This is a genomic window from Anaeropeptidivorans aminofermentans, assembly GCF_940670685.1.
Classification (GTDB): domain Bacteria; phylum Bacillota; class Clostridia; order Lachnospirales; family UBA5962; genus Anaeropeptidivorans; species Anaeropeptidivorans aminofermentans.
The window spans coordinates 1603154-1626592 of sequence record NZ_OW711693.1 but is presented as its reverse complement, the minus strand read 5'-3'; the positions used below and the strand labels follow the sequence as shown (position 1 = coordinate 1626592).

The following is a 23439-nucleotide window of genomic DNA, read 5'->3' as shown; positions in this document are numbered from 1 at the left end:
AATATAATAGGAGGTGATGCCCTTATGACTAAAAATTCAAACGTACCCAATAGATTGATTTCTGAGAAATCCCCCTACCTATTGCAACATGCCTATAATCCTGTAGCATGGTTTCCTTGGTGCAAAGAAGCCTTTGAAAAGGCAAAGGCAGAAGATAAGCCGGTTTTTTTAAGTATAGGCTATTCTACCTGTCACTGGTGCCATGTAATGGAGAAGGAAAGCTTTGAAGATGAGGAAGTCGCTGAAATATTAAATGCTAATTTTATCGCCATAAAGGTAGATAAGGAAGAAAGGCCCGATATTGACAGCATTTATATGAATGTTTGCCAGGCTATGACAGGAAGCGGCGGCTGGCCCTTAACAATTTTAATGACCCCGGATAAAAAGCCCTTTTATGCAGGAACTTATTTTCCAAAGCGTTCAAGCCGTGGAATGCCAGGCTTAATGGAACTATTATCTGAAATCAACAGAAGATGGAAACTGGAAAAAGATGACATGGAAAAGCTTGCCCATGAAATAACAAGTTTTATTAAAAAGCCTCAGACAGTAAAAAGCTTCGAAGCCTCCCCTGAGAAAATACTTCGGCAGGCATTTGAATCCATGTCAAATAGTTTTGATGAAGAGTATGGCGGTTTTGGCAATGCCCCTAAATTTCCAATGGCTCATGGATTATTGTTTTTAATGAAGTATTACAGGGCAGAAAATGTAAACAGAGCATTGGAAATGTCTGAAAAAACCTTATTGCAAATGTATAAAGGCGGTATTTTTGACCATATCGGCTTTGGATTTTCAAGATATTCTACAGATGATCAATGGCTTGCCCCCCATTTTGAAAAAATGCTCTATGACAATGCATTATTGATTTTAGCCTATGCAGAGGCTTATAAAATTACCGGTATAAAGGACTATCAAAATATTGCAGAAAAAACAATTCAATATATCTTAAAGGAATTAACAAGCCCGGAAGGCGGCTTCTATTGTGCTCAAGATGCCGACAGCGAAGGTGTTGAAGGCAAATATTATCTTTTTGAGCCTGAAGAAGTTATAAAAATATTAGGAGAAACCGACGGGAAGCATTTCAATGAAACATTTAATATTACCGAAAAAGGAAATTTTGAAGGGAAAAGTATTCCAAATCTTATTTTCACAGGGATAAAAAATCAAAATATAGAGGTTCATCTTCCAAAGCTCTATGAATATAGAAAGAAAAGGTACGCTCTTCATTTAGACGATAAGATATTATCTGCATGGAACGGCCTTATGATAGGAACCTTATCAAGCGCATATGCCGCGTTTAAAAATCCTTTATATCTAAATGCCGCCGAAAGAGCCGCTGCCTTCATCAAAGACCATATGACAGAAAATAATACTGTCTTTACCTCTTACAGAGACGGCAAAATAAGCAAAACAAGCTTTATAGATGATTATGCCTTTTATATTTTTGGACTATTGGAGCTATATAAGGTAACATTTAACAATCAATATGCAGAAAAAGCCTATAATCTAACAGAAAAAGCCATTGAAGAATTTTATGATATTAATAACGGTGGATTTTACCTTTACGGTAAATCGGGAGAACAGCTTTTAACAAGGCCCAAAGAAACTTATGACGGCGCAATTCCTTCCGGTAATTCTGTAATGGCCTATAATATGCTAATCCTATCGAAACTAAATAAAACAGAAAAATTAGAAAAATATACTGAAATGCAATTTGAGTTTATGATGAAAGAATCTTTCTCCTATCCGTCAAGCCATAGCTTTTTTATGACAGCTCTTATGCTGTATATGAATCCTCCAAAGGAAATTGTATGCGTCTTAAAAGACAAAAGCGATTTTAATTTTGTTGTGAATCAGATGCCAGAAGACGCCATTGTGAAAATTCTTGATTGCGAAACGAAAGAGTATCCTCTTAAAAACAGCAAAACAACCTTTTACATCTGCCAGCATCATCACTGTCTGCCCCCTGTAAATGAATTATAAAAGCCTAGGAATAAAATTTAGATTGTTGCCGAAATCCTAACCGGCACCCTCTAAGTTCACAGGACATATTTGAGCCACACGTCTATTCTTTAAGTTCATATCTTTTTGTATTAGTAAAAAAGTATACAGGCATCTGCCGTATACTTTTTTATTTATCTGCTCAATGTTTCTTTCTTGCTTCTGTCATATACAGATACCATATAAATTCCTATCGTAAAGGGCTTTGAAATCAAATGAATATTACCTGAATAATAATTAATATTTATAAGCGTAGGTTTTACTCCTATCATTTCCAAGGAACTCTATTCATATCATATCTGCTCTTTATAATTCCAAAAAGCGCTGTTTTCTCAGGAAAATCCTAATTATTTCTATCCAATAAAAGACTTAATATTTTTCACAAATTCGATCTCTATATTGTAATATCATATAAAAACTTATATAATTATAGCCGTAGTCCTTTGCTGTTTAAAAATAAATCACTTGTATTTTTAATTATAATAAAGTAAATAGATAACCTTTATAAAAGCCTTTAAAATAAGAAATATACCCTCACTGTCCCTCACAAATCATATTCTTGCTTATTTTTAACAGGCTTTTATTGTTTTGTATAATGAAATTGTTATGATAATTTTAAATATAGTCATTTAACAATTATAATTTTACTTAGAGGAGGATACAAATGAAAATCGCAATTGCTTCTATGATGCATGAGAGCAATTCGTTTACGGAAATACGTTCTGTTTGTGAAGATTTTACGACGGTTTTCGGTGAAGATGTTTATAGGACTAAGGGCTGGGGCGAATCCGTAGTCGGCGGAATATATAAAACCCTTCAAAAAGAAGGCGCTGAGATTTTCCCCACATTTTTTGCCAGAGGAATCCCCTCGGGTATGCTTACATTAGAAACATTTTTAACCTTTAAAAACAATATAGTAAAAGGGCTTTCTGAAATACCATATCTTGACGGTATCTGCCTTGCCCTTCACGGCTCTATGGCCGTTGACGGTGAAGATGACCCCGAAGGAGCTCTTTTAGAAGATATAAGAAAAATATGGCCTGATATTCCAATCGTAAGCTCCCTTGATATGCATGCTACTTTAACCGATAAAATGATTCGCAACTGCAACGGCTTTTACGCATACAGAAAGGCACCCCATACAGATGCATACGATACAGGCGTAAGGGCGGCAGAGATTCTCATTCAGTCCCTTAAGGAAAAGAAAAATTTAAAAACTGCTTTAGTTAAGATTCCGCTTCTTGTCTGCGGCGAGCAGAGCGAAACAAGAGTTGACCCGGCAAAGAGCCTTTTTGAATCTTTGATTGAAATCGACAAAAAGGATAAAGTTGTCGCTTCTTCTTATGTAATGGGCTTTCCCTGGGCAGACTCTCCTTTTGGCGGTGCAGGCTCCTTAGTATGCGGTTGTGAGGAAGATTTAGAATTTTTATACGAAACAGCCAAAGATATGGCAGAAAGATTCTGGTCTATAAGAAAAGAATTTCAGTTTTCCATGGAAGCAAAAGTACCGGCGGAAGCTTTAAAAATCGCCAACGAATTTCCTGAAGGGCCTGTCTTTGTATCCGACGGCGGCGATAATCCAACAGCAGGGGCAACCCAAAACAGTCTTCACATGCTTTTTGAAATGATAAAGAACAATCAGAAAAACGCTGTTTTCTCAACAGTTGCAGATAAATTTGCCTTTGACCAGTGCTTAGGAAAAGCCAAAAATGAGGAATTTGAACTTATCTGGGTTAGAGACGGCGAAAAAATTCCTCAAAAATTTATATTTAAAGATATTATCGAAGTCGACGGTACAAAATTTGCAATCCTTAAAATTCAAGACATTACCTTAATCGTATCAGATAAACGCTGCGCTCCACATAATCCTGAGCTTCTAGAAAGCCTTGGCATGGACGTGATGAATTATCAGACTGTGGTAATAAAAAATGGATATTTACACCCCGAATACTTAAAAATCGCCAAGAGAGCAATCCTTGCCCTTTCTCCCGGCGCAACTGCATTGGTTCTGAAAGATTTGCCCTATGTAAGAACCCCACGCCCTATTTATCCTTTAGATGAGGACATGGAAATGGATTTTCACAAGTAAATAAATATTAAAAATAAAAAGCGTTTTTCTGATTTATTTAATCGGCAAAACGCTTTTTTGATATTTGTCTGAAAAACTGGTTTTGCTCCTTAATCTGTAGAAACTTTCTGCGCCTTTATAAAGCTTATTCAAATTAAATTTACTTTTTCTAAAGATATAGTCAGATAAACTTAAAAAAAGACCAAGTTTAATAAGTATAAATGGCACACCTATAAACTAAAACAAAAGATAGGCCTGTTATTATAAATCCAATGAAGCATATCGACGCAATTGGGAACCAGCTCTTCTTGTTCTATAGATGAAAAATAAGCGGTAAAAAGAAGCTCAATGATTACACACATCATATGTATTGACTGTATTTCGATTTCTGTAAGATTATTTTCAGAGTGATAGCCCTGCAGAAAATTATTGAAAAAGTCAGTCCATTTTGCAACACCCTCTTCATCCTTATAGCTATCTGAAAGGATGGATAAACCGAAATATGCAATATCAAATAACCTTGCATTTATATGGCTAATATCAAAGTCAAGAAAGCCTGATAATTTTCCATTGTCAAACAACATATTCCCCAAATGAAGGTCACGGTGAATTTGCTGCCTTGGCAGCAAATCGTATGTACATTTAAACGCAAGACATTCCTTGATGATTTGCTCTGATACCCATATGCTTTTTTTATTAATTTCCAGTAAAATCCAAGTATGTAAATCTTCTATTAAGTCGCTATTTGTAAGTTCTGCGGAATCTTTCAGTTTATTGAATGCCTTATGAAGCTCTGCCACTTGAGTACCGATATAGAAGGCCATACAGTCACTAATATTTTTATCTAGGTGGCTTCCGCAAAGCTTATGCATTAAAGAATAAAATTCTCCATTATGCTCAACAAATAAACTTCCGGAGTAAGATTCCACATATTCCGCCACGGGAACCTTTTCTGAGATTAAAGAGCGATTTACAAAAATTGATTTTTTAAGCTTGTTCAAATCATTGTTCTTCTTTAAAATATATTGATTATTAACAGACCAAGCATTTTTATGAATCTGCTTTAAATCATGGTTCTTACTTATATCATAATGAAATAAAACAGATTCTATCAATTGGTTCACTCCCCCCGGCTCCCACTCTCAATTTGATAAATTTTCGCACTATATCCAATGCCAAAGCCTTGCCCTATATGCTCCCAGCCGTACTTTTCATAATAATCTGTATGATTAGTGCAAAGATATACATTTGGAAACCCAAGCTTTTTTGCTTCCATCCGTCCGTGGGCAAGAAGTTTTTCACCAAGTGCCTGCCCTCTCTCCTTTTCCTCTACATATAAAGCACACAGCCAAGGCCATAAGTCCTGCCGGCTGATAAGGTCATTAGCAATCAATCCATAGCTGCCTATAATTTCATCCGCTTTCATCATTAAATACCATCGGGGAAGCGGGCTTTCGGTAGTCAGGCTATTGGCAATGCAGTCTTTATATATATTACGGTCAATACCCCATTTGGAAGAAAAGTAGCTAACGGCACCATCTAAATATTGCGGGTGTTCACGAATGCTTACTATTACATAATTCATACTCTCACTCCTTTTTCTATAATTCACGGCTATAAATTGTCTTAACCAATGAAGATATAAAACTCTCGCCTCCTGCAAAGCGATAAACAGCCGTAGGTGTTTCAAAATCATATGTTTCAATTAAAAGCGGCGGACTTTTTCAAAACCCAGAAGCAATGGGTATCTTCTTTGAATAATACCCCTATTTACTTTTTCATTTTTTATTTGATTTATAGCTATTTCATATGTCAAAAAAGCAGTACTTCTGTAATATGTTTTTATCAATCTTATAAATTATAAAACTTCTGTTTCTATACATTATTTTAATAATATTATAATGTATTTTGTTATGAAAATATATAAAAAGCCATTAGCTTAAGATATTAGAGAACAGCACAGGATTATTTTCAAGTGTTCTAAAAAACCTATTCTCCATGCTTCTCCTTGTATAAAGCCTATAATACGGACATAGAAGCATCGCAAAAAATATAGTATAATTTTTAATAGCAGGAAATGTGAAATTATCCAGATTCTAATCAATATCCAAAAACCAAAAAACTAATAAATGTTTTAGCTGGAAATGTGAATTCAAGTAGAATCGGAAAGAGGTCCGAACAGGCGAAGGCGGAATTTTGCGAAGCAAAATTTCCGAAGAGAAAACCGCAGAAATAGCCAATTACTTGATATTTGCTTTATTTAAGAAAATTGCTATAGGTTAATCAATTCCAATCTGAAAGGAGATTTCATATGGAAAAGAAAAAACACTTAGAATGGTATTTCCCCAATGGCAGGGCGGTATCAATCCTAATTATGTATTCGGCTCAGAGCTTCTGGCTTATATCGCACCCCCAGCACAAAAGATGAAACCGTTGAAATTAAGGTTGATAGAAATTTTAATGCGGATTTATCATCAACTGACGGTATTGACGCCGGAGATAGTTTAATTGTGCAAATGGCAGAAGCAGAGAGAATTTTAAATGACAGGCAGCCGGATAAGGTAATCATATTTGGGGGAGACTGCTCTATAACTCAGGTTCCCTTTGATTATCTTAAATCCAAGTATACAGACAAACTGGGTATATTATGGCTTGACGCTCACCCCGATGTTGCGGGCCCAAAAGATTCTTCCCATCTTCATGAAATGGTACTGGCCAATTTGCTTGGGCAAAATCCCTGTTCCAATATCACAAAAGTAAAACATCCATTTAAGCCCAATGAAGTAATGTTTGCAGGATTAATTGAAGAAGATTTAAGGAAAATGGATAAAACTTGCAAGAAACTGAATTTAAAAATTGCATCGCCGGAAGAGCTTGCAGAAAGCAGCCAACCCATACTCAATTGGATAGAAGAAAACAGCATTGAATATTTAGCGGTCCATTGGGATTTAGACGTATTATCTCCCACTGATTTCAGAGCAATTTTAACCGCAATGCCTTATATGGATTTAGGTTGTTTTCCTGCCGCTGTTGGCAGAATGACATTAAATGAAATTGGAAGAATTTTAAATGATATATCGGAAAAAACTGAAATTGTAGGGCTGGGGATTGCGGAACATATGCCTTGGGACGCTATAAATTTAAGAAATGTGCTTTCAGGTATTTCTATTTTCAATGATTAGGATTAAAAGCAATAAAAAACTACCTGTAAACAGGTAGTTTTTTATTGCTTTTAATCCTAAAACCTTATAAATGGTGTAAAATCATAAAGGTCCAAATTTGGTTCCATTTCAGCGGCTCTATAGAGGCAATTTAAAGCGTAAATTCTCTCGCCTGTTCTAGGGGCACTGTTTTTTATTGCAGGGGCATTAATCGCTATAGCTAAATCCGGAACAATATCATCAACGGCTCCCCCTGCCCTCTGGGAAGGAACAACCAATAAGCCCTTTTCATTTGCGTATTTTACCGCTTCTAAGCTTTCAGTGATGGTTCCGGCCTGATTCGGCTTTAATATAAAGCCTTCGGCGGCCTTTTCCTGATAGGCTTTTTTAAGTCTTTCTGCATTTGTCACTGTAAAATCATCACCGATAACTATGGTACGATTGAGGGCTTTTACCGCTCTTTTATATCCGTCCCAGTCATTTTCGTCCAAAATATCTTCTACATATAATAAGTTATATTTTTCGCTGAGCCTTTTTACCAGCGCTATTATTTCATCTGCATCCACCATTTTCCCCTTAAGTTCATAGAGTTTTGTATTTTTGTCGTATATTTCACTGGCAGCGCAGTCTAAAGCGTAAGCGACCTTGTTTTCGTACCCGCATTCAACAACTGCGGTATGTAAAACTTCCATTGCAGTTTCAGGATTGTCATTAGGCGGCATCCAACCATAATAATGGCCTACTTTAGCCGGTTCACCCTTTTGGAAGCGTTCTATGACTGTTTCGATATGCTTAAAAACAGAAAAAGCAATTTCAACGGCTTCTTCCATATTCTCAGCCTTATAAGGGATAAATGTAAATTCTTGAAAGGCCATTCTAAAGCCATGATATTTGCCCCCGTTAATGCTATTAAAGGTAGGAATTGGGAGGGATTTAAGCTTCCCTTCGGAAAGGTAGTGATATACTTCTGTATTCATAGTTTTGGCGGCTGTTCTTAAAGCGGCAAAGGACACGCTTCCGATGGTGTTGCCTCCCAATTTATTTTTCTGCGGGGTACCGTCAAGTTCAATCATAATTGCGTCAATTTCTTTTTGATTCAGTATATCTACCCCTTTAAGCGCAGGTGCAATAATCTTATTTACATTTTCTACAGCCTTAAAAACGCTTAAGCCTGCAAATCTTTCAAAGTCATTGTCTCTTAAAACATAGGACTCATATGAGCCGACAGATGAGCCTGTAGATGCTGAGGCCCTTCCCATAACGCCGCCTTCCGTAACAATATCAACTTCCACCATAGGGCGGCAGTTACAGTCCATAATTTGTCGCGCGTATACCGTGCGTATTGAAGTGCTTTTCATTATTACATATCTCCTTAATGTCGATTCATCTGCTATATTGTATAAAGCATTTTAAGTAATACTTCTTTCTTTTGAAATTTAAGTCTGTATAATTGTTAATGAGCCTAAATATTCTATTGTGATTTAGATTAAGGCTTACCTTAAAGGAAAAACTTCTCCCTGAAGAGGAGGCGCTCTTCAGCCCAATTTAATTTCATCAGGTATTGCCTTAAAAACCTCCTATAGAGGGTTTAATTCTTTCCTTTTGCAGCCAAATGAGAAAGGTCGTAAAGCTTTGCATCAGGGTTATTGTCTGCTGCTCTGAGAAGATAATTTATTTGATTAATCCGCTCGCCGGAACGAGGAGCACCGTTTTTTACGGCCGGGGCTTCCAATGCTACAGCCATATCCATTACAACATCATCAATGATTCCCCCTGCTCTGCCGGAAGGAACAATCAGCATATTACGCTCCTTTGCAAATGAATAGGCCTTTATGCTTTCACTTATGGTGCCTATTTGATTGGGCTTAAATACAAAACCGCCGGCGCAATTATTTTTATATGCCTTTTCAATTCGCTCTGTATTGGTTACGGTAAAATCGTCTCCGATGATTACTGTTTTATCAAGAATACGGACAGCTTCTTTAAATCCATCCCAATCGTTTTCTTCCAATATATCTTCTACATAGAGGATATTGTACTGTTCGCACAGCAAGCGTACCTCTTCAATGACGGCTTCTTTTTCTACCCTTTTATTTTTCAGCAGATAGGTTTTTGTTTCGGCGTCGTACATTTCGCTTGATGCACAGTCAAGGGCATAGGCCACTTTATTTTCATACCCGCATAAAGCTACTGCTTCCGCAATAAGCTCCATTGCGGTTCTTGGGTCATCATTTACAGGTGCCCAGCCGAAATAATTCCCCATGGAAGCAGGCGCACCCTTTTTATATTTTGAAATCACTTTTCCAAGGCAGTTAAAGGTTTTAACCCCTATTTCAACAGCTTCCGCCATACCGCAGGCCCCATAGGGAACAAGGGAAAATTCCTGAAAGGCCAAAGAAAATTCAGGATATGCCCCGCCGTTAATTAAATTATATGTAGGTACAGGCAAGGTCTTAAGCTCCTTAGGGGAAAGATATTCGCAAAGGTCCATGCCTAAAGTTGCTGCCGCTGCTTTTGCCGCTCCGATGGAAATACTGTAAATCACATTTCCCCCGAGTTTAGATTTGTTTGGGGTTCCGTCCAGCTTAATAATATATTCATCTATGGTATTCTGGTTTAAAACATTCATGCCCCGAAGTAAAGCGGCAATATTTGTGTTTATATTTTCCGCCACAGCCTCAACGCTTAATCCATCGTATTTTTGGGGATTTCCATCGCGTAAAACGTAAGCTTCATGCATCCCTACAGAAGTGCCCGTCGGTGCACAGCCTATCCCCTTTTTTCCGCCTTCCGTTGTTATGACAATCTCCAATACAGGGCGGGCTTTGCAGTCAAGAATTTGACGGGCATGAACGTCTCTGATTTCCGTACTAAGCATAAATACGCCTCCGATTTATTATTATTAAAATATGAAGCCCCGGAAGTCCATTCTGCCGGGCTTCATAAATTATCTTTTTAAAAGAGAACTCGTGCTTTAGTTAAATCCTCGCTTAAAAAAGATTTGCAAGCATCACTTACATCTTTTTCGGTTTACTGCGTACACATTAATTATTGTTATCCAATTCAGGCACATACATAATGTTAAAATCGCAAAGATTAGTCCCTGTATTTCCTGTTATAACAAGGCCTTTTAATTGTTCCAAAGCCTCATTTGTAGCATGGCCTCTCAATGCTTCATAAAGGCTTATATTCTTTTCAACAGAAGAAGGATAAGTCTGAGAATCCGTAATGCCCCCTGCCGCCGATGTGGAACCGTCTGTTCCTTCGCTGTCAATAGAGAGCATGGCAATGCCCTTGGCCTTTGCAGCAGTAATTGCAAAGCTTGAAACAAGCTCCTGGGAAGGCCCGCCGTGGCCCTTTATCTTACTGTTATCTAAAATTTGAGTTGTTGTCTCACCGGAGCATATAACAACACAGGGTGGTTTTATGGGTCTGTGGTATGCTTGAATTTCACGGGCAAGAGAAGCAAAAAACGTACCTGCTTCCTTGCTTTCTCCCTCAAGATATGAAGTTAAAATCATCGCGTTAAGGCCCATTTCTTCGGCAAATTCCTTTGCGTAAACACAGGAATCTGGCAGAGTGTTAAGCACAAAATATTTATTTTCAGGAAAGCTTTTCGGTGTTTCCCCTTCTTCTGAACAGTTCATTAAATAATCTACTACGCTGCGGGGAAGGCGATGAGCCAAATCATAGTCTTTGATAACCCTTCTGGCCTCTTCTAATGTTGTAAAATCAGGGCCGATAGGGGTTCCCGAATAATTTTCAAAGGGAATGGAAATATCTTTTGTCTGTGCAAAGCCTATGGCGTCATTAATGGCAATGCCTATCAGCTCGGCTCCTCGCGCCTGAATCCTTTTTGCAAGCATTCCGCCGTTCATTTGAGAGATATGCCTGCGAACAGCATTCAGTTCTAATATGCCTGCACCGGATTTTAAAATTACGTCGGTAGTGGCAATTTCATCTTCAAGCGTAATGCCTTCTACAGGGCAACCCATTAAAGCAGAGCTTCCGCCGGAAATAACGCCTATAAATAAATCATCAGCCGATGCATTATCCACAATCGATAAGATTTCTTTGCAGGCTTTTAAGCCTTCTTCGTTAGGAAGGGGATGACCGCCGACAAAAATTTTAGTTTTTCTGAATACATCGTTATCTTCCTTTATCTTTACAATGGCGTATCCTGCGGTTAATTTATCTCCGAGAATTTCATCTACCGCCATAGCCATTGCATTACAGGCCTTACCTGCGCCGACTAAATAAACATTTTTCTTTTTGGATAAATCCCATGAGCAGTTGCCTACGTGGAGGATATCGCCTTCTAAGCGCATAATCATTTTTATTCTTTTATAGCCGTCTAATTTCTCTAATGTCTGTTCTGTAATATCCAAAAGTATTTCTTTGGATTTTATATCCCCACAGGAGAGAATCTCCTGTCTGTTTTTTATTTTCAATGGATTTCGCCCCTTCTACTGATTTTTCTTATGCTCCTGCGGTTTCCATAGCCCTAAGCTCCTCTTGGGAGTATTCGGAAATGTCAAATTTAAATATTACAGCCAGTATATAAAGTATTGGCATGATAAATGCTATGAAGAAAAACGGACCGTACTGCAGAGAGCTTACACCAAAATACTGAAGGGCTATAACGGCATTCATATTCCACGGGATTAACGGACCCATAGGCGTTACGGAGCAGCCCATGGCTCTTGCGCACTCCATATTTTTCAATCCAAACTTCTTGTAGGAAGGAAGCATAATCGTTCCTGTAAAAAGATAGGAAAAGTTTCCGGAGCAGCCTACGGCGTTTCCGATAAATGCCATGGAAATCGTAGATAAGGCAAGGCCCATACGGCCCTTGATTTTTCCAAGGATAGGGCGCACAACTTCTTCGATAATCCCTACCCGGTTCATCATTCCTATTAAGGCGAAACTAATCATGTATAATCCTGTAGTGGAGAACATGCTTGTAATTCCTCCGCGGCTTAAAAGAGAATCTATCAAAGCAACGCCGGAAGTTAATTTATATCCGCCCCAGAAGGCATTTAATACATCTGGAACCGATGCTCTTTGATAAAGAACAGCTACGATGCCGGCAGTTAAGCTGCCAAGAAGAAGAGTTATAACAGAAGGCTTACCTTTTGCAAGCATGATGATTACTAAAATACAGGGAAGAAACGGAATAATAGATATTTTAAAATGCGCCTGCATGGAATCCATTACTAAATTTACCTGGGAATAATCCCCTGTTCCTTTGGCCCCGGATGCTATAAAACCGAGCGCTATGTAGAAAATACAAGTAAGCACAAATGCAGGCAAAGCAATTTTAGATAACTTTTTAAAGAAATCCATTGGCTTTACTTCTGTAACTGCGGTATTAACAAGAAGAGTATCTGATATGGGGGTCCAGCCGTCTCCTAAAAATGCACCGCTTACGATTGCGCCTGCCGTCATTGCAGGATTTGCCCCAAGGCCTGCGCCAACTGCCATCATGGCAATGCCTACCGTACCCATAGAGCCCCAGCTGGTTTCTGTGATGAAGGCGTATAAAAAAGGTATAATGCTACCAATACAAGAATAATAAAGGAAAACATCCATGACGGTCTTTTCTTTAATTTTGTTGCTTGATTGTTGTCTGCCATTTATAAACCTCCTAATTTATAAGTATTGCGGTAAAATTAAAAAGAGTTTTGCATAAGCTTTGTATCCTGCAAGCTCATTTGCAAATGAAAACCGTAAAATGTTTTTGCCTCCTTCATATTGTATATTTAGGTTTATAAAGGTAACCTATAACCCTTTGCAACTGTATTTTTATACAGGAAAGCCCTGCATAATATAGTAAATTTCACAGAAGGATGTAATAAAAATCTATTTTTCATAAACGGCTTAAACATATAAAACCCCTATGTTTAAGCCATTCAAAGCATACGATTTTTATTACTGTTTAATTTGAAATTTACTATAGCTGTATTAGGTAGACTTTCTCAGGCATGTTTATTGATTTATGATTGAAACAGAAGCTTTTATAAAAAATTAAATAATACATAAAGTATATTTTACTTTTTATATTGTGTCAATGAATTATTTTGGATTTACATGGTTTTGTGAGTTTAGCATAAATTTATCATAGAGTAATGATATCCATACGCTGTTATTTTTATTAAAAAACACAAATATTTATAGTTTTCTATATTTTTTTTAAAAGACTATGTTATAGTAGTATTAGTAAAAAACTTGTATTTTGTTCGCTGCTTTACAGTAAATGTTTCTTTAAGGAGTGTTCTCATTAAAAATGGAAAATAAAGAAGTTGATGTTCTAGCTAAAATCAATTCAATATATGCTTCCCTTTCAAATACCCAAAGGAAGGTAGCGGATTTTCTGCTGGCAAATTTAAATAGAATTGCCTTTCAGACACTGGATAGCCTGGCTCTTGAAATAGGCGTAAGCACTACTTCTATTATTCGGGTTGCTAAAATTTTGGGCTTTTCCAGTTACTCTGAATTCCAGCAAAATATTCAAAATAATCTTACAAAAAAGGTAGGACTTCCTGAAAGGCTCTCTCGTTCCCATAAAAATAAAGCAGGAAGCGGCCTGCTCAAATCTACTTTTGAAACAGATATGAATAACATCATGGAAACCCTCTCTATGCTTTCAGAGGAGGATTTAAAAAAATGTGTTTCTATGATCAGTAAAGCAAAAAATGTGTATATTTTGGGGCTTCGAGGGTCTTTCTCTATTTCCCATTATTTAATGTCAAGGCTTTCCCAAATACGTAAAAATGTTCATCTGGTTCAAGCTATTGGTTCACTATATCCGGAAGAAATCATAAGTGCAGAAAAAGATGACGTATGCATCGCTTTTTTATTTCCCCGGTATCCCCGCACCACTATTTCCTTGCTCTCCAGCATGAAGGAAAAAGGCGTTAAAAACATACTTATAACCTCCCCTTCCTTTAAACAGATAGAAATTTATGCAGACATTATACTTAAATGCCAGATAAACAGCGTAACATTCAAAGATTCCTTTGTGGCCCCCATGAGCCTTATTAACTATATTGTAGAGGAAGTAATTCAAAGCGACAGGGATAAGGCTATGGAAATTGTCTCAGAAATAGAGCGTGTTTTATCCGACGGATTTTATTTAGGGGTGTAAATATCGTAAGATGAATCTTTTTAAGGACGCGTATCAGACCTATATTTTTATAGGATTTAGAAAACAGCTCATTTGGTGACAATCGTTCATTTAGGACATAAAACATAAGCAATGAAGTCTGCCTATAATAAAAATTGTAATTAACCTGCTGAAGCTGTGAATTCAGCAGGTTTTTTAATAAAATTCCTTCTTTTTAGATTCTCCAACACAGTAAGATTCTATGGCTGATGACACATCGAATGGAATCTGCCTTTAGGCGCAGCATACTGCATCCGTCTGCTTTCCTATTTCTGTGATTGTCGCCGCCGGATTTCGGGCAGTGGCAGATTTTCCTCTGCCCCTTTTCTGTAAGCAGATTTTTTTCAATCTATTATCAAAAATTATGATTTCTATAATGACACAAAATGCTGTGTTTTTACATTTCTTGTTAATTATTTATATATATGTTATAATTTAAAAATAATTATAGTACACTGTTAATAAAATCAATCTGAATATAGGCGCCATGGAATAATAAATTATAATGTGCATCATATAATTGATAATGATACTACCTTTCTTCTGAAAATCATGCATCAGTGTAGAAGCTAAAATTTATAATTTATAAGCTGTCGCTTATATAGCTTTCATTTGTATCATTTTAAGACTTGCTTAATATAAATAATTATTCTTAAAACGCCTTTCATTCAAGGCGTTTTTCATTTGCTGAACTATAAATAAATGTAAGTTAAACTCTTAATTAAACACACAGATGACCATAATAATTTTAGTAATTCATATCTTTAGACTATTGTAATAATACAAATAAATTGTTAAACTGGTATTACATATATATATTTAAGGAGATTTGTATATGGATATAAAAGATGAAAAGGAAATAATAAAAGAGATTCCAAAATATAAAGTCATAGAAAATTATATATTGGACGGTATAAAATCAGGCAAGTTAAAACGGGGGGATCAGATAGAAACAGAAATTCAGCTAAGCGAGAAGTTTAATATCGGCCGTCTTACGGTTAGTAAAGCACTTATTAATCTGGCCCAGGAAGGATATATAGAGCGTATACCGGGAAAGGGTTCCTTTGTAAAGACCAATGTTGTTGTAAAAAGCATAGCTGCAAGGAGAAGCTTCAGCAGAGACATGCTTTCTGCCGGTATGAAGCCCGGTTCAAAGCTAATTGAGTATAAAGTAATAACCGGAAAAGAAGTTCCTACCATTGCAAAATACCTTAATCTTGATGATGAAGACTTTATACATTTTTTTATACGGCTTAGAACGGGAGACGGTGACCCTATAGCGTTAAGCTATACATATATACCGACAAAGATTGTCCCGGCAATGGATATTAATGCACTTAACAATTCCTTGGCAGAATACCTTGAGTCATTAGGTATAAGAAACGACGGAGCGGCCCATAAAATGACGGCCCATATCCCAGATGATACACAAAAAGAACTGCTTGGCATTAACAATATTGCTTTACTCAGAAATGCCCATGTTTCTTATACATCTGAAAAACTGGCTTTTGAATATGTAGAAACATACTATATAAGTTCTAAGTTTGCCTATACATTTAATGTAGGCTGTATATCGGCAGATACAGAGACGCCTTTTATATAATATTTACAAAAAAGCAAATATTGCAATTAGCATAAACCCAGCTGAATCTATTTGATTTAGCTGGGTTTTATTTTGGCTTGATACTTAAGTTTGTCGATAAATATGTCATATTGACAAATAATGCGGATACATATTGAATTAATCGAAATATAGTATATAATGTATTCATAAAGTATATGCATTATTAAAATATGTATATGTATATCAATAAGGAGATGATTATTTGAAAAAGTGGATGATTGACAGCATCATGGAAGCACCTGAAACCTGCAGAAATCTTTATGAAAAGCGTGACAAATATGTAAGCAAGCTAACAGATATTTATTTGGCAAAGCCCTATAAGGAAATTGTAATGGTTGCTTCCGGTTCTTCTTTTAATATTGCCAGCTGCTCAAAATACGCTATGGAAGCTTACTTAAATGTAAGAGTTACCTGTATTAATTCAGTTACCTATGCAAAATACGACTATAAATTCCATGAGGATGCTCTAATTATCTGTATGTCTCAAAGCGGTAAAAGCACCAATACAATTGACGCAGTGAAAAAGGCTAAGGAATGGGGAAATGATGTAGTGGCAATATCCATGCATCCGGGAAGCCCCATAAGCCAATACTGTGAAAATGTTCTTGAGTACGGTACATATGGCCCGGGAGATGATGTTTTTGTTTGCAGGGGCGTTCCCTCGTCAACCCTTTTCTTTATCCTCTTTGCTTTAGAGGCAGGATTAAAAAGCGGAACTTATCCCCAGGATAAATATGATAAAAGAATGGCTGAAATCGATAGGCTTATTGATGAGATGCCTATCGTAAGAGAAAAATGCAAAGCTTTTTACGAAGCAAATAAAGAAGACTTTTACTCAATGAAGCGTGTTATGACAACAGGCATAGGCCCCGCCTATGGCGTTGCTACGGAAGGCGCCCTTAAAATTGAGGAAACTATCGGCATTCCTTCTAACTCTTACGAAACAGAAGAATTTCTGCACGGACCGGTTTATGAAGTGAAAAAAGACCATGCCGTTTTCATTGTTGACCTTGATCATATAATGCATGACAGAAATATGCAGATATATGAGGCTACAAAGGAACTTACCGACAGGGTCTACTTAATAACAAATTCTCCGGGATATTCAGGAAAAAATGTATTAAATATAGATTTTAAAGCCTGTTCTTTTCTCCTTCCCATGTTATTTGTAATTCCTTTTCAGTTTATTTCAAGCTTCGTATGCGATGATTTAAGAATTACCGCTATTACCGTATATAACCATAGATTTTCGCAAATCGTAAAAACAAAAGCTTAGAAGGCGGTGAGCTGTTGATGAAAAGAGTAATGATGCTTACCCATGGGGAACTTTGCATAGGGTTTCAGTCGGCATATGATGTCATCTGCGGAGACGATAAGGCTTTTTCAGCAATTCCCATGTATCCGGCAGATTCTGTTGAAACAGTGAAAGGTAAAATCAAAGCTGAACTTGATAAGGCAAATCCTGAAGATATTATTATTTTAATGACGGACATTCCCGCAGGAAGCACCACACAGGCGGCAATACCCTTTATGGAGGAGTATAAAAACCTGCATGTTATAAGCGGTGTAAACTTTGCTCTTCTGCTTGAAATCATGATGAATCCCATGGAAGAAAACCCGAAGGATGCGATTAGATTTGCCCTTCAGCAAAGTGCCCAGACAATTCAGTATATGAATGACCTTTTAGAGAGTATGTAAAGGTCATAATAATATAATATTTATTGAGGGGAGAGATGTTATGGTAAAATTGCTGAGAATTGACGATAGACTCATACATGGTCAGGTGGCCGTGTATTGGGTAAAGGCAGTTGAATCAGACACCATTGTTGTGGCTGATGATAAGCATGCCGGCAATGCAATGCTCAAAATGACACTAAATGTAGGAAAGCCTTCCGGCGTTTCTATGGAAGTTCTCACTGTTGAAAATGCTATTGCCTATGTAAATAATCCTGCAAACAGTAAGAAAAAGATTATGATTGTTACCGCCAACTGCCAAAATGCCGCTCAAATTGCAAAAGCCTGCGACAGTGTATCCGATATTAATTTAGGCGGAATACGCCATGCAGAAGGAAAGGTATCTATTTCAAGGCAGATTTTTGTTGAGGAAGCAGATATTTTATCTCTGGAAGAGATGCATAACAGCGGAAAGAACGTATTTTCACAGGATATACCCAGCAAAGACAAAATGAGTTTTACAGAAATAAAACAAACCTATGAGAAAAATAAATAGCCTTTAAAAGGATGGTGAAGATATGCACGCAATTCAATGTATTTTCGTGGCTTTAGTTCATGTTTTAGGTATTATCGACGGCCGCCTTTTCGGTCAGAACTTAATGAATACGCCTATTGTTGAAGCTGCACTGGTTGGCCTTATTATGGGTGATTTGCAGACAGGGCTTATTATGGGGGCAACTTTACAGCTCATATTTATGGGGTTTGTAGGTATCGGCGCAACCAGTCTTCCAAACTCTTCGGCTGGTACCATTCTCGCAGTGTTCTTTGCAATCAGTTCAAATCTCGAGCCTGAGGCAGCAATCGCCCTTTCCATGCCCATAGCGCTTTTATTCCAGCCTTGCGGTATTATTCCCCGTATTATTAATAATATTTTCAACCCTCGCTGTGATGCGGCTGCTGAAAGGGGAGACGCCAAGGCAATCGACAGATATTTCTGGTACGGTATTTTTATGTTCTTTATTGTATATTTCGTTCCTATGTTTCTTGCAACATATTACGGACAAGGCCCTGTTGAAGCCATTATCAACTGGATTCCTCCTGTTGTGCTTAACGGTCTTAATAAAGCCTCCAGTATGCTTCCGGCTTTAGGTATCGCCCTTTTAATGAACTATATTATAGACGGCGAAAGTATGCCGTATATGTTCTTGGGCTTTGTACTTGCGGCATATTTAGGTCTGAATTCACTGGGTGTTGCAGCAATTGGTTTAATCATTGCAGTCATCTACTATAACACTGTTCGTAAAAAGCAATCCGCATAAAGAAGGGGTGATATGAATGGGTAATTTTATAGGCAACATGGATAAAAAGGAATTTATGAGCGGTTTCTGGCGCTCATGCGGTTTACAGGGCTGCTTTAATTATGAAAGGCAGCAGGGAATCGGTTTCGGCTTTTCAATGATTCCCCATCTTAAAAGAATATACAAAGATGACCCTGAAGGATATAAAGAAGCGCTTAAACGCCACGTTACTTTTTATAATATAACACCGCAATGTACAACCTTTGTTCAAGGCATTGTCGTTTCCATGGAAGAAGAAGCCGCCGCCCACAAGGAATTTGACACTTCCTCCATCAATGCGGTTAAAACAGCTCTGATGGGGCCCCTCTCCGGCATCGGCGATTCCATATTCTGGGGAACATTAAGAACCATCGGTCTAGGTATCGGTTTAGCCTTCTGTATGCAGGGCAATATTTTAGGCCCTATATTCTTTCTTCTGATACATAATATTCCTCACTGGCTGGTTCGATATCACGGTCTTAAAATCGGATATACCCAAGGTTTATCCTTTATGGAAAGCGCTACCGAAGGCGGTCTTTTAGATAATTTTACTACAGCCGCAAAAATCCTTGGAGCAACGGTAGTTGGGTGCATGATTTCTGCAATGATAAAGTTCTCCACCACCCTAACCTTTGACCTTGGCAATCACCAGACTTTATCAATTCAGTCTATATTTGACCAGATAGCGCCAAACCTTCTTCCCCTCGGTCTTGCATTTTTATGCTTTTCCTTTGTCAGAAAAGGAAAGAAAACTACAACCGTAATGATTATTCTGTTTGTAATGGCCTTTGTTCTTGCATGGCTTGAGGGCATGTTCCCTCCGTTGGGATAGATATTTTAAGCGCCTTTGGCTTAACCGGAGGCGCTTTAAAATTTAATGATACTTACAACAATTTTTGTGAAAGGACGGATTTATATGAAATTGCAGGCGGTATTATTCGATATGGACGGATTGCTTCTTGATACTGAACGTTTACATATAAAATGCTGGGAAGAAAAAATCAAACGGGATAATAAACAAATGGATATAGAAGGATTTAAATCAACCGTCTGCGGTTCCGGCGGAGAAACCAGGCTTGTTTTAAAGAAAATATACGGCGAAGATGCTGATTTTGACCTTCTTATGGCCGAAAAAAATAAAATATTTAAACGGTATATTGATGAAAAAGGCATACTCATAAAGCCCGGTGCAATAGAGCTCTTAGACTTTCTTGATAAAAAAGCCATAAGAAAGTTTGTTGTTACTTCAACTTATGAGGAAAGAGCTCATCTCTTTCTTAAAAGGGCAGGTTTATTTGAACGCTTTGAAGATATCATAGCCGGCGCATCTTATAAAAAAGGAAAGCCGGCACCTGATTTATATAATGAGGCCTTAGAAAAAGGCAATTTAAACAAAGAAAGATGCATTGCCCTTGAAGACTCCGTAAACGGCATAAGAGCATGTGAAGCAGCTCAAATTAATGTAATTGCTATCCCTGATATGCAAGAACTCAGTCATATATCTTCTCCTTATTTAATAGGCCGAATGGAAAGCTTATTCTCCGTTAAAGATTATATAGCAAATACCTAACAGGCATAGCGGACTATGGTTACATTAAAAACCTGCTTAATCCTTCTGCAAACTATGAAATAAGAATATAGCTATTCATATTAAAACTGCTGCCTGAATGATTTTATTAATCCTCATTATGATTTAATTTATTGAAAGCAATTTTCCCGTTTATAACCGTACAGACCGCACTGCCCATAATTTCTAACGGATCCCCTTTATAAATTACTAAATCAGCATCTTTTCCTACTTCAATACTGCCTACACGGTCTGAAATCCCTAAAATGATTGCGGCATCTATTGTAATTGCCCGAAGGGCATTTTCTCTTCCTAATCCCTCTTTAGCCGCTAATCCTGCACAAATGGGAAGATATTGAATCCGGGTAACAGGGTGATCCGTTGTAATAGCCACGCGAACCCCCGCCTTTTTAAGCACCCCCGGTGTTTTAAAGTCTCCGTTTTCAATTTCCAGTTTACTGCGGGAAGATAATGACGGCCCTACAATTGCCGGAAAACCTGATTGAGCAATCTCTTCAGCGTCTAAATGGCCTTCGGTGCAATGATCTAATGTTAATAACAAATTAAATTCTTTCGCAATACGGATAGCCGTAAAAATATCATCAAGCCTATGGACATGGGCTTTTAAAGGCATATCTTGTGAAAACAGCGGAAGATACGGCTCATAATTATAATCTATTTTAAAATCACCATTGTCACTGTTTTTTTCATGATAATAATCCATGGCCTTTTGCAGTTCTTCCCGTATTAAAGATGCGATACCCATTCGAGTTATAGGCGTGTTTCCATTATCTCCGTAAGCAGTTTTTGGATTTTCACCAAATGCAATTTTCATTGCCGCAGGCGCCTTTACAATCATATCATCAATCCTTCTGCCGTCTGTTTTTATGCAGGCAAATTGTCCGCCGATGGGATTAGAGCTTCCGGGGCCGGTCATAACCGTAGTGATGCCGACAGAAAGAGCTGAATGAAAAGCACTGTCCATCGGATTTATAGCATCAATGGCTCTTAATTTTGGCGTAATGGGGTTCGTAGACTCGTTGCAGTCATTACCCGCAATCCCTATCTTTTCTTCGGATATTCCTATATGGCTATGGGCCTCTACAAATCCGGGATATATATTAAGGCCCGACGCATCGATTGTTTCTAATTCTTCACCGGAAATACTGATGTTTTTTGCTATTTTTATAAACTTTCCTTCATTGATTAAAATATCGCATTTTTCCGTTCCTTCTTTGCACATTGTGTGAACTCTTCCGTTTTTTATTAAAAGCATAGGCGCCCTCCATTTTTAACATGCCAATATTTTGCTATTTAATAGTTATTTTTATTCAAAAAATAGAAAAGTGTATAAAACCCTGTTTTTATGTACAAACTATTATTGCAAATGACTTAGGTTAGGAGGGTTAAAAGAATGGAAAATAAACAAAATCAGCAGAATAAGCAAAATCAGCAGAATAAGCAGAAGCAACAGAACCAGCAGAATCAGCAGAGCAATAAGAACCAAAATGAACAAGAAAGATAATTTTTCTTAATTGAACTCATTTAGGTTGTAAAATCATGTAAAAAGCAAGATAAACCTGATATGAATTTAGGTTTCATCTTGCTTTTTATCTCTTAATCCTGAAGATTTAATTATATTAATCTATGGCTTTAAAATTACTTTAATACAGTTATCCTGCCTTTTTTCAAAAATATCATATGCTTTATCCCCATCTGATAAAGGCATGGTATGGGTAATAATATCTGTAGCGTCAATTTTTCTATCTTCTATCATTTTTAAAACAGGGTCAACATAAGAGTGCGCAGGGCACTGACCCATTTTTAAGGTTATATTTCTCGAAAACAATTCTCCTAAAGGAAAGGCATTATATTTTGCCCCGTAAACTCCTACAAGCATAATCGTGCCGCCCTTTCTGACACATAGAGAGGCAATCTCAATAGCTGATTTTGACCCACCTTGAAGCCTCAGGACGGTTTCAATCTTCTCAACTGCAGTCATCTTTCCTTCCATGCCTACACAGTCTATCACCGCATCTGCTCCGCCTTTGGTTATTTCTTTTATATATGCTCCTGTATTATCATAATCATCGAAATTAATTACTTCTGCTTTATTATATTTTTGGGCATGCTGGAGCCTATAAGGTATATTATCAACGGCTATGACCCTTTCAGCCCCTTTTAGCCAGGCGAATTTCTGCGCCAATTGCCCTACAGGGCCGCAGCCCAGAACCACAACTGTATCCCCCTGCTTAACACCCGCAGATTCTATTCCCCAATAGGCCGTCGGCAGAATATCCGTAGCAAAGAGCACTTGCTCATCTGTAAGAGATTCCTCTATGATTCTCGGTCCGAAATTAGCGTAAGGCACTCTTAAATATTCAGCCTGCCCGCCGTCATAGCCGCCGAAAGTGTCACCGTATCCAAAAACCCCTCCGCTTTCACCGAAATCATTGGAATTATCGCATTGGCTTGATAAATCATGTTTACAAAACCAGCAATGGCCGCAGGATACCGGAAAGGGAACAATTACCCTGTCTCCTTTTTTTATTTTAGTTACTCTTTTTCCTGTTTCTTCTACAATCCCCATAGCTTCGTGTCCTATAACGGTGCCCATCTGCAAATTAGGGATAAAACCGTGGAGTAAATGCAGGTCCGAACCGCATATAGAAGTTGACGTCACTTTAATAATAATATCTTCGTAATTTTCAATAATAGGGTCTTTGGCATCAGATAATCTGATATTCTTAATTCCTTTATAAACCATTGCTTTTATAGCAAACACCCTCTTTCTTTTATGTCTTTTAATCTTTAAGTGAATAATCCCGGAAGATTGAAATTTTCT

At 37.5% G+C, this 23439-nt stretch carries 19 protein-coding genes; 11 read left to right on the top strand and 8 right to left on the bottom strand.

Annotated elements, in window-relative coordinates; all coding sequences use genetic code 11:
* The first annotated feature begins 24 nt into the window (after positions 1 to 24).
* Both NBX03_RS06680 and NBX03_RS06675 read left to right on the top strand, forming a co-directional pair.
* The gene (locus NBX03_RS06680; protein ID WP_250229973.1) at positions 25 to 1980 is read left to right on the top strand and encodes a thioredoxin domain-containing protein; all 1956 of its coding nucleotides are present in this window, start codon (positions 25 to 27) and stop codon (positions 1978 to 1980) included.
* Between the two features lie 682 nt (positions 1981 to 2662).
* A complete protein-coding gene (locus tag NBX03_RS06675; protein WP_250229972.1) occupies positions 2663 to 4087 on the top strand; it encodes a M81 family metallopeptidase in 1425 nt (474 codons plus the stop codon).
* Positions 4088 to 4296: 209 nt separating this feature from the next.
* On the opposite strand, the gene NBX03_RS06670 is transcribed toward NBX03_RS06675, so the two are convergent.
* Both NBX03_RS06670 and NBX03_RS06665 read right to left on the bottom strand, forming a co-directional pair.
* A complete protein-coding gene (locus NBX03_RS06670) occupies positions 4297 to 5190 on the bottom strand; it encodes a phosphotransferase enzyme family protein (protein ID WP_250229971.1) in 894 nt (297 codons plus the stop codon).
* On the bottom strand, positions 5187 to 5651 hold the full coding sequence (locus NBX03_RS06665; protein WP_250229970.1) for a GNAT family N-acetyltransferase: 465 nt from the start codon (positions 5649 to 5651) through the stop codon (positions 5187 to 5189). The genes NBX03_RS06670 and NBX03_RS06665 overlap by 4 nt, the downstream gene beginning before the upstream one ends.
* Before the next feature lie 931 nt (positions 5652 to 6582).
* Here NBX03_RS06665 and NBX03_RS06660 point away from each other — a divergent pair.
* On the top strand, positions 6583 to 7248 hold the full coding sequence (locus NBX03_RS06660; protein ID WP_250230240.1) for an arginase family protein: 666 nt from the start codon (positions 6583 to 6585) through the stop codon (positions 7246 to 7248).
* Positions 7249 to 7304: 56 nt separating this feature from the next.
* Here the strand turns inward: NBX03_RS06660 and eno (NBX03_RS06655) are convergent, their stop codons facing one another.
* From eno (NBX03_RS06655) to NBX03_RS06640, 4 genes are all read right to left on the bottom strand, one after another.
* Positions 7305 to 8585, bottom strand: coding sequence for a phosphopyruvate hydratase (gene eno / locus NBX03_RS06655; protein ID WP_250229969.1), 1281 nt, complete (start codon positions 8583 to 8585; stop codon positions 7305 to 7307).
* Positions 8586 to 8815: 230 nt separating this feature from the next.
* Positions 8816 to 10105, bottom strand: a complete 1290-nt coding sequence (eno, locus tag NBX03_RS06650) for a phosphopyruvate hydratase (RefSeq protein WP_250229968.1) — start codon at positions 10103 to 10105, stop codon at positions 8816 to 8818.
* A gap of 166 nt (positions 10106 to 10271) precedes the next feature.
* Entirely contained in the window at positions 10272 to 11678 is a 1407-nt protein-coding gene (locus tag NBX03_RS06645; protein ID WP_250229967.1) for a glycerate kinase type-2 family protein, read from the bottom strand.
* Between the two features lie 28 nt (positions 11679 to 11706).
* A complete protein-coding gene (locus NBX03_RS06640) occupies positions 11707 to 12735 on the bottom strand; it encodes a Na+/H+ antiporter NhaC family protein (RefSeq protein ID WP_250229966.1) in 1029 nt (342 codons plus the stop codon).
* A 778-nt stretch (positions 12736 to 13513) separates the two neighbouring features.
* Between NBX03_RS06640 and NBX03_RS06635 the strand changes: the two genes are divergently transcribed.
* From NBX03_RS06635 to NBX03_RS06600, 8 genes are all read left to right on the top strand, one after another.
* Positions 13514 to 14374, top strand: a complete 861-nt coding sequence (locus NBX03_RS06635; protein WP_250229965.1) for a MurR/RpiR family transcriptional regulator — start codon at positions 13514 to 13516, stop codon at positions 14372 to 14374.
* Between the two features lie 853 nt (positions 14375 to 15227).
* A complete protein-coding gene (locus NBX03_RS06630; RefSeq protein WP_250229964.1) occupies positions 15228 to 15995 on the top strand; it encodes a GntR family transcriptional regulator in 768 nt (255 codons plus the stop codon).
* 223 nt (positions 15996 to 16218) lie between these two features.
* A complete protein-coding gene (locus NBX03_RS06625; RefSeq protein ID WP_250229963.1) occupies positions 16219 to 17292 on the top strand; it encodes an SIS domain-containing protein in 1074 nt (357 codons plus the stop codon).
* 17 nt (positions 17293 to 17309) lie between these two features.
* A complete protein-coding gene (locus NBX03_RS06620) occupies positions 17310 to 17714 on the top strand; it encodes a PTS sugar transporter subunit IIA (protein WP_250230239.1) in 405 nt (134 codons plus the stop codon).
* Between the two features lie 40 nt (positions 17715 to 17754).
* A complete protein-coding gene (locus tag NBX03_RS06615) occupies positions 17755 to 18246 on the top strand; it encodes a PTS sugar transporter subunit IIB (RefSeq protein ID WP_250229962.1) in 492 nt (163 codons plus the stop codon).
* Positions 18247 to 18268: 22 nt separating this feature from the next.
* The gene (locus NBX03_RS06610) at positions 18269 to 19009 is read left to right on the top strand and encodes a PTS mannose/fructose/sorbose/N-acetylgalactosamine transporter subunit IIC (RefSeq protein ID WP_250229961.1); all 741 of its coding nucleotides are present in this window, start codon (positions 18269 to 18271) and stop codon (positions 19007 to 19009) included.
* A gap of 16 nt (positions 19010 to 19025) precedes the next feature.
* The gene (locus NBX03_RS06605; protein ID WP_250229960.1) at positions 19026 to 19859 is read left to right on the top strand and encodes a PTS system mannose/fructose/sorbose family transporter subunit IID; all 834 of its coding nucleotides are present in this window, start codon (positions 19026 to 19028) and stop codon (positions 19857 to 19859) included.
* A gap of 84 nt (positions 19860 to 19943) precedes the next feature.
* Entirely contained in the window at positions 19944 to 20597 is a 654-nt protein-coding gene (locus tag NBX03_RS06600) for an HAD family hydrolase (protein WP_250229959.1), read from the top strand.
* A gap of 106 nt (positions 20598 to 20703) precedes the next feature.
* On the opposite strand, the gene NBX03_RS06595 is transcribed toward NBX03_RS06600, so the two are convergent.
* Complete coding sequence (locus NBX03_RS06595; RefSeq protein WP_250229958.1) at positions 20704 to 21870, bottom strand: amidohydrolase; 1167 nt, start codon at positions 21868 to 21870, stop codon at positions 20704 to 20706.
* Between the two features lie 369 nt (positions 21871 to 22239).
* Complete coding sequence (locus NBX03_RS06590) at positions 22240 to 23361, bottom strand: zinc-dependent alcohol dehydrogenase (RefSeq protein ID WP_330638500.1); 1122 nt, start codon at positions 23359 to 23361, stop codon at positions 22240 to 22242.
* Positions 23362 to 23439 lie beyond the last annotated feature (78 nt).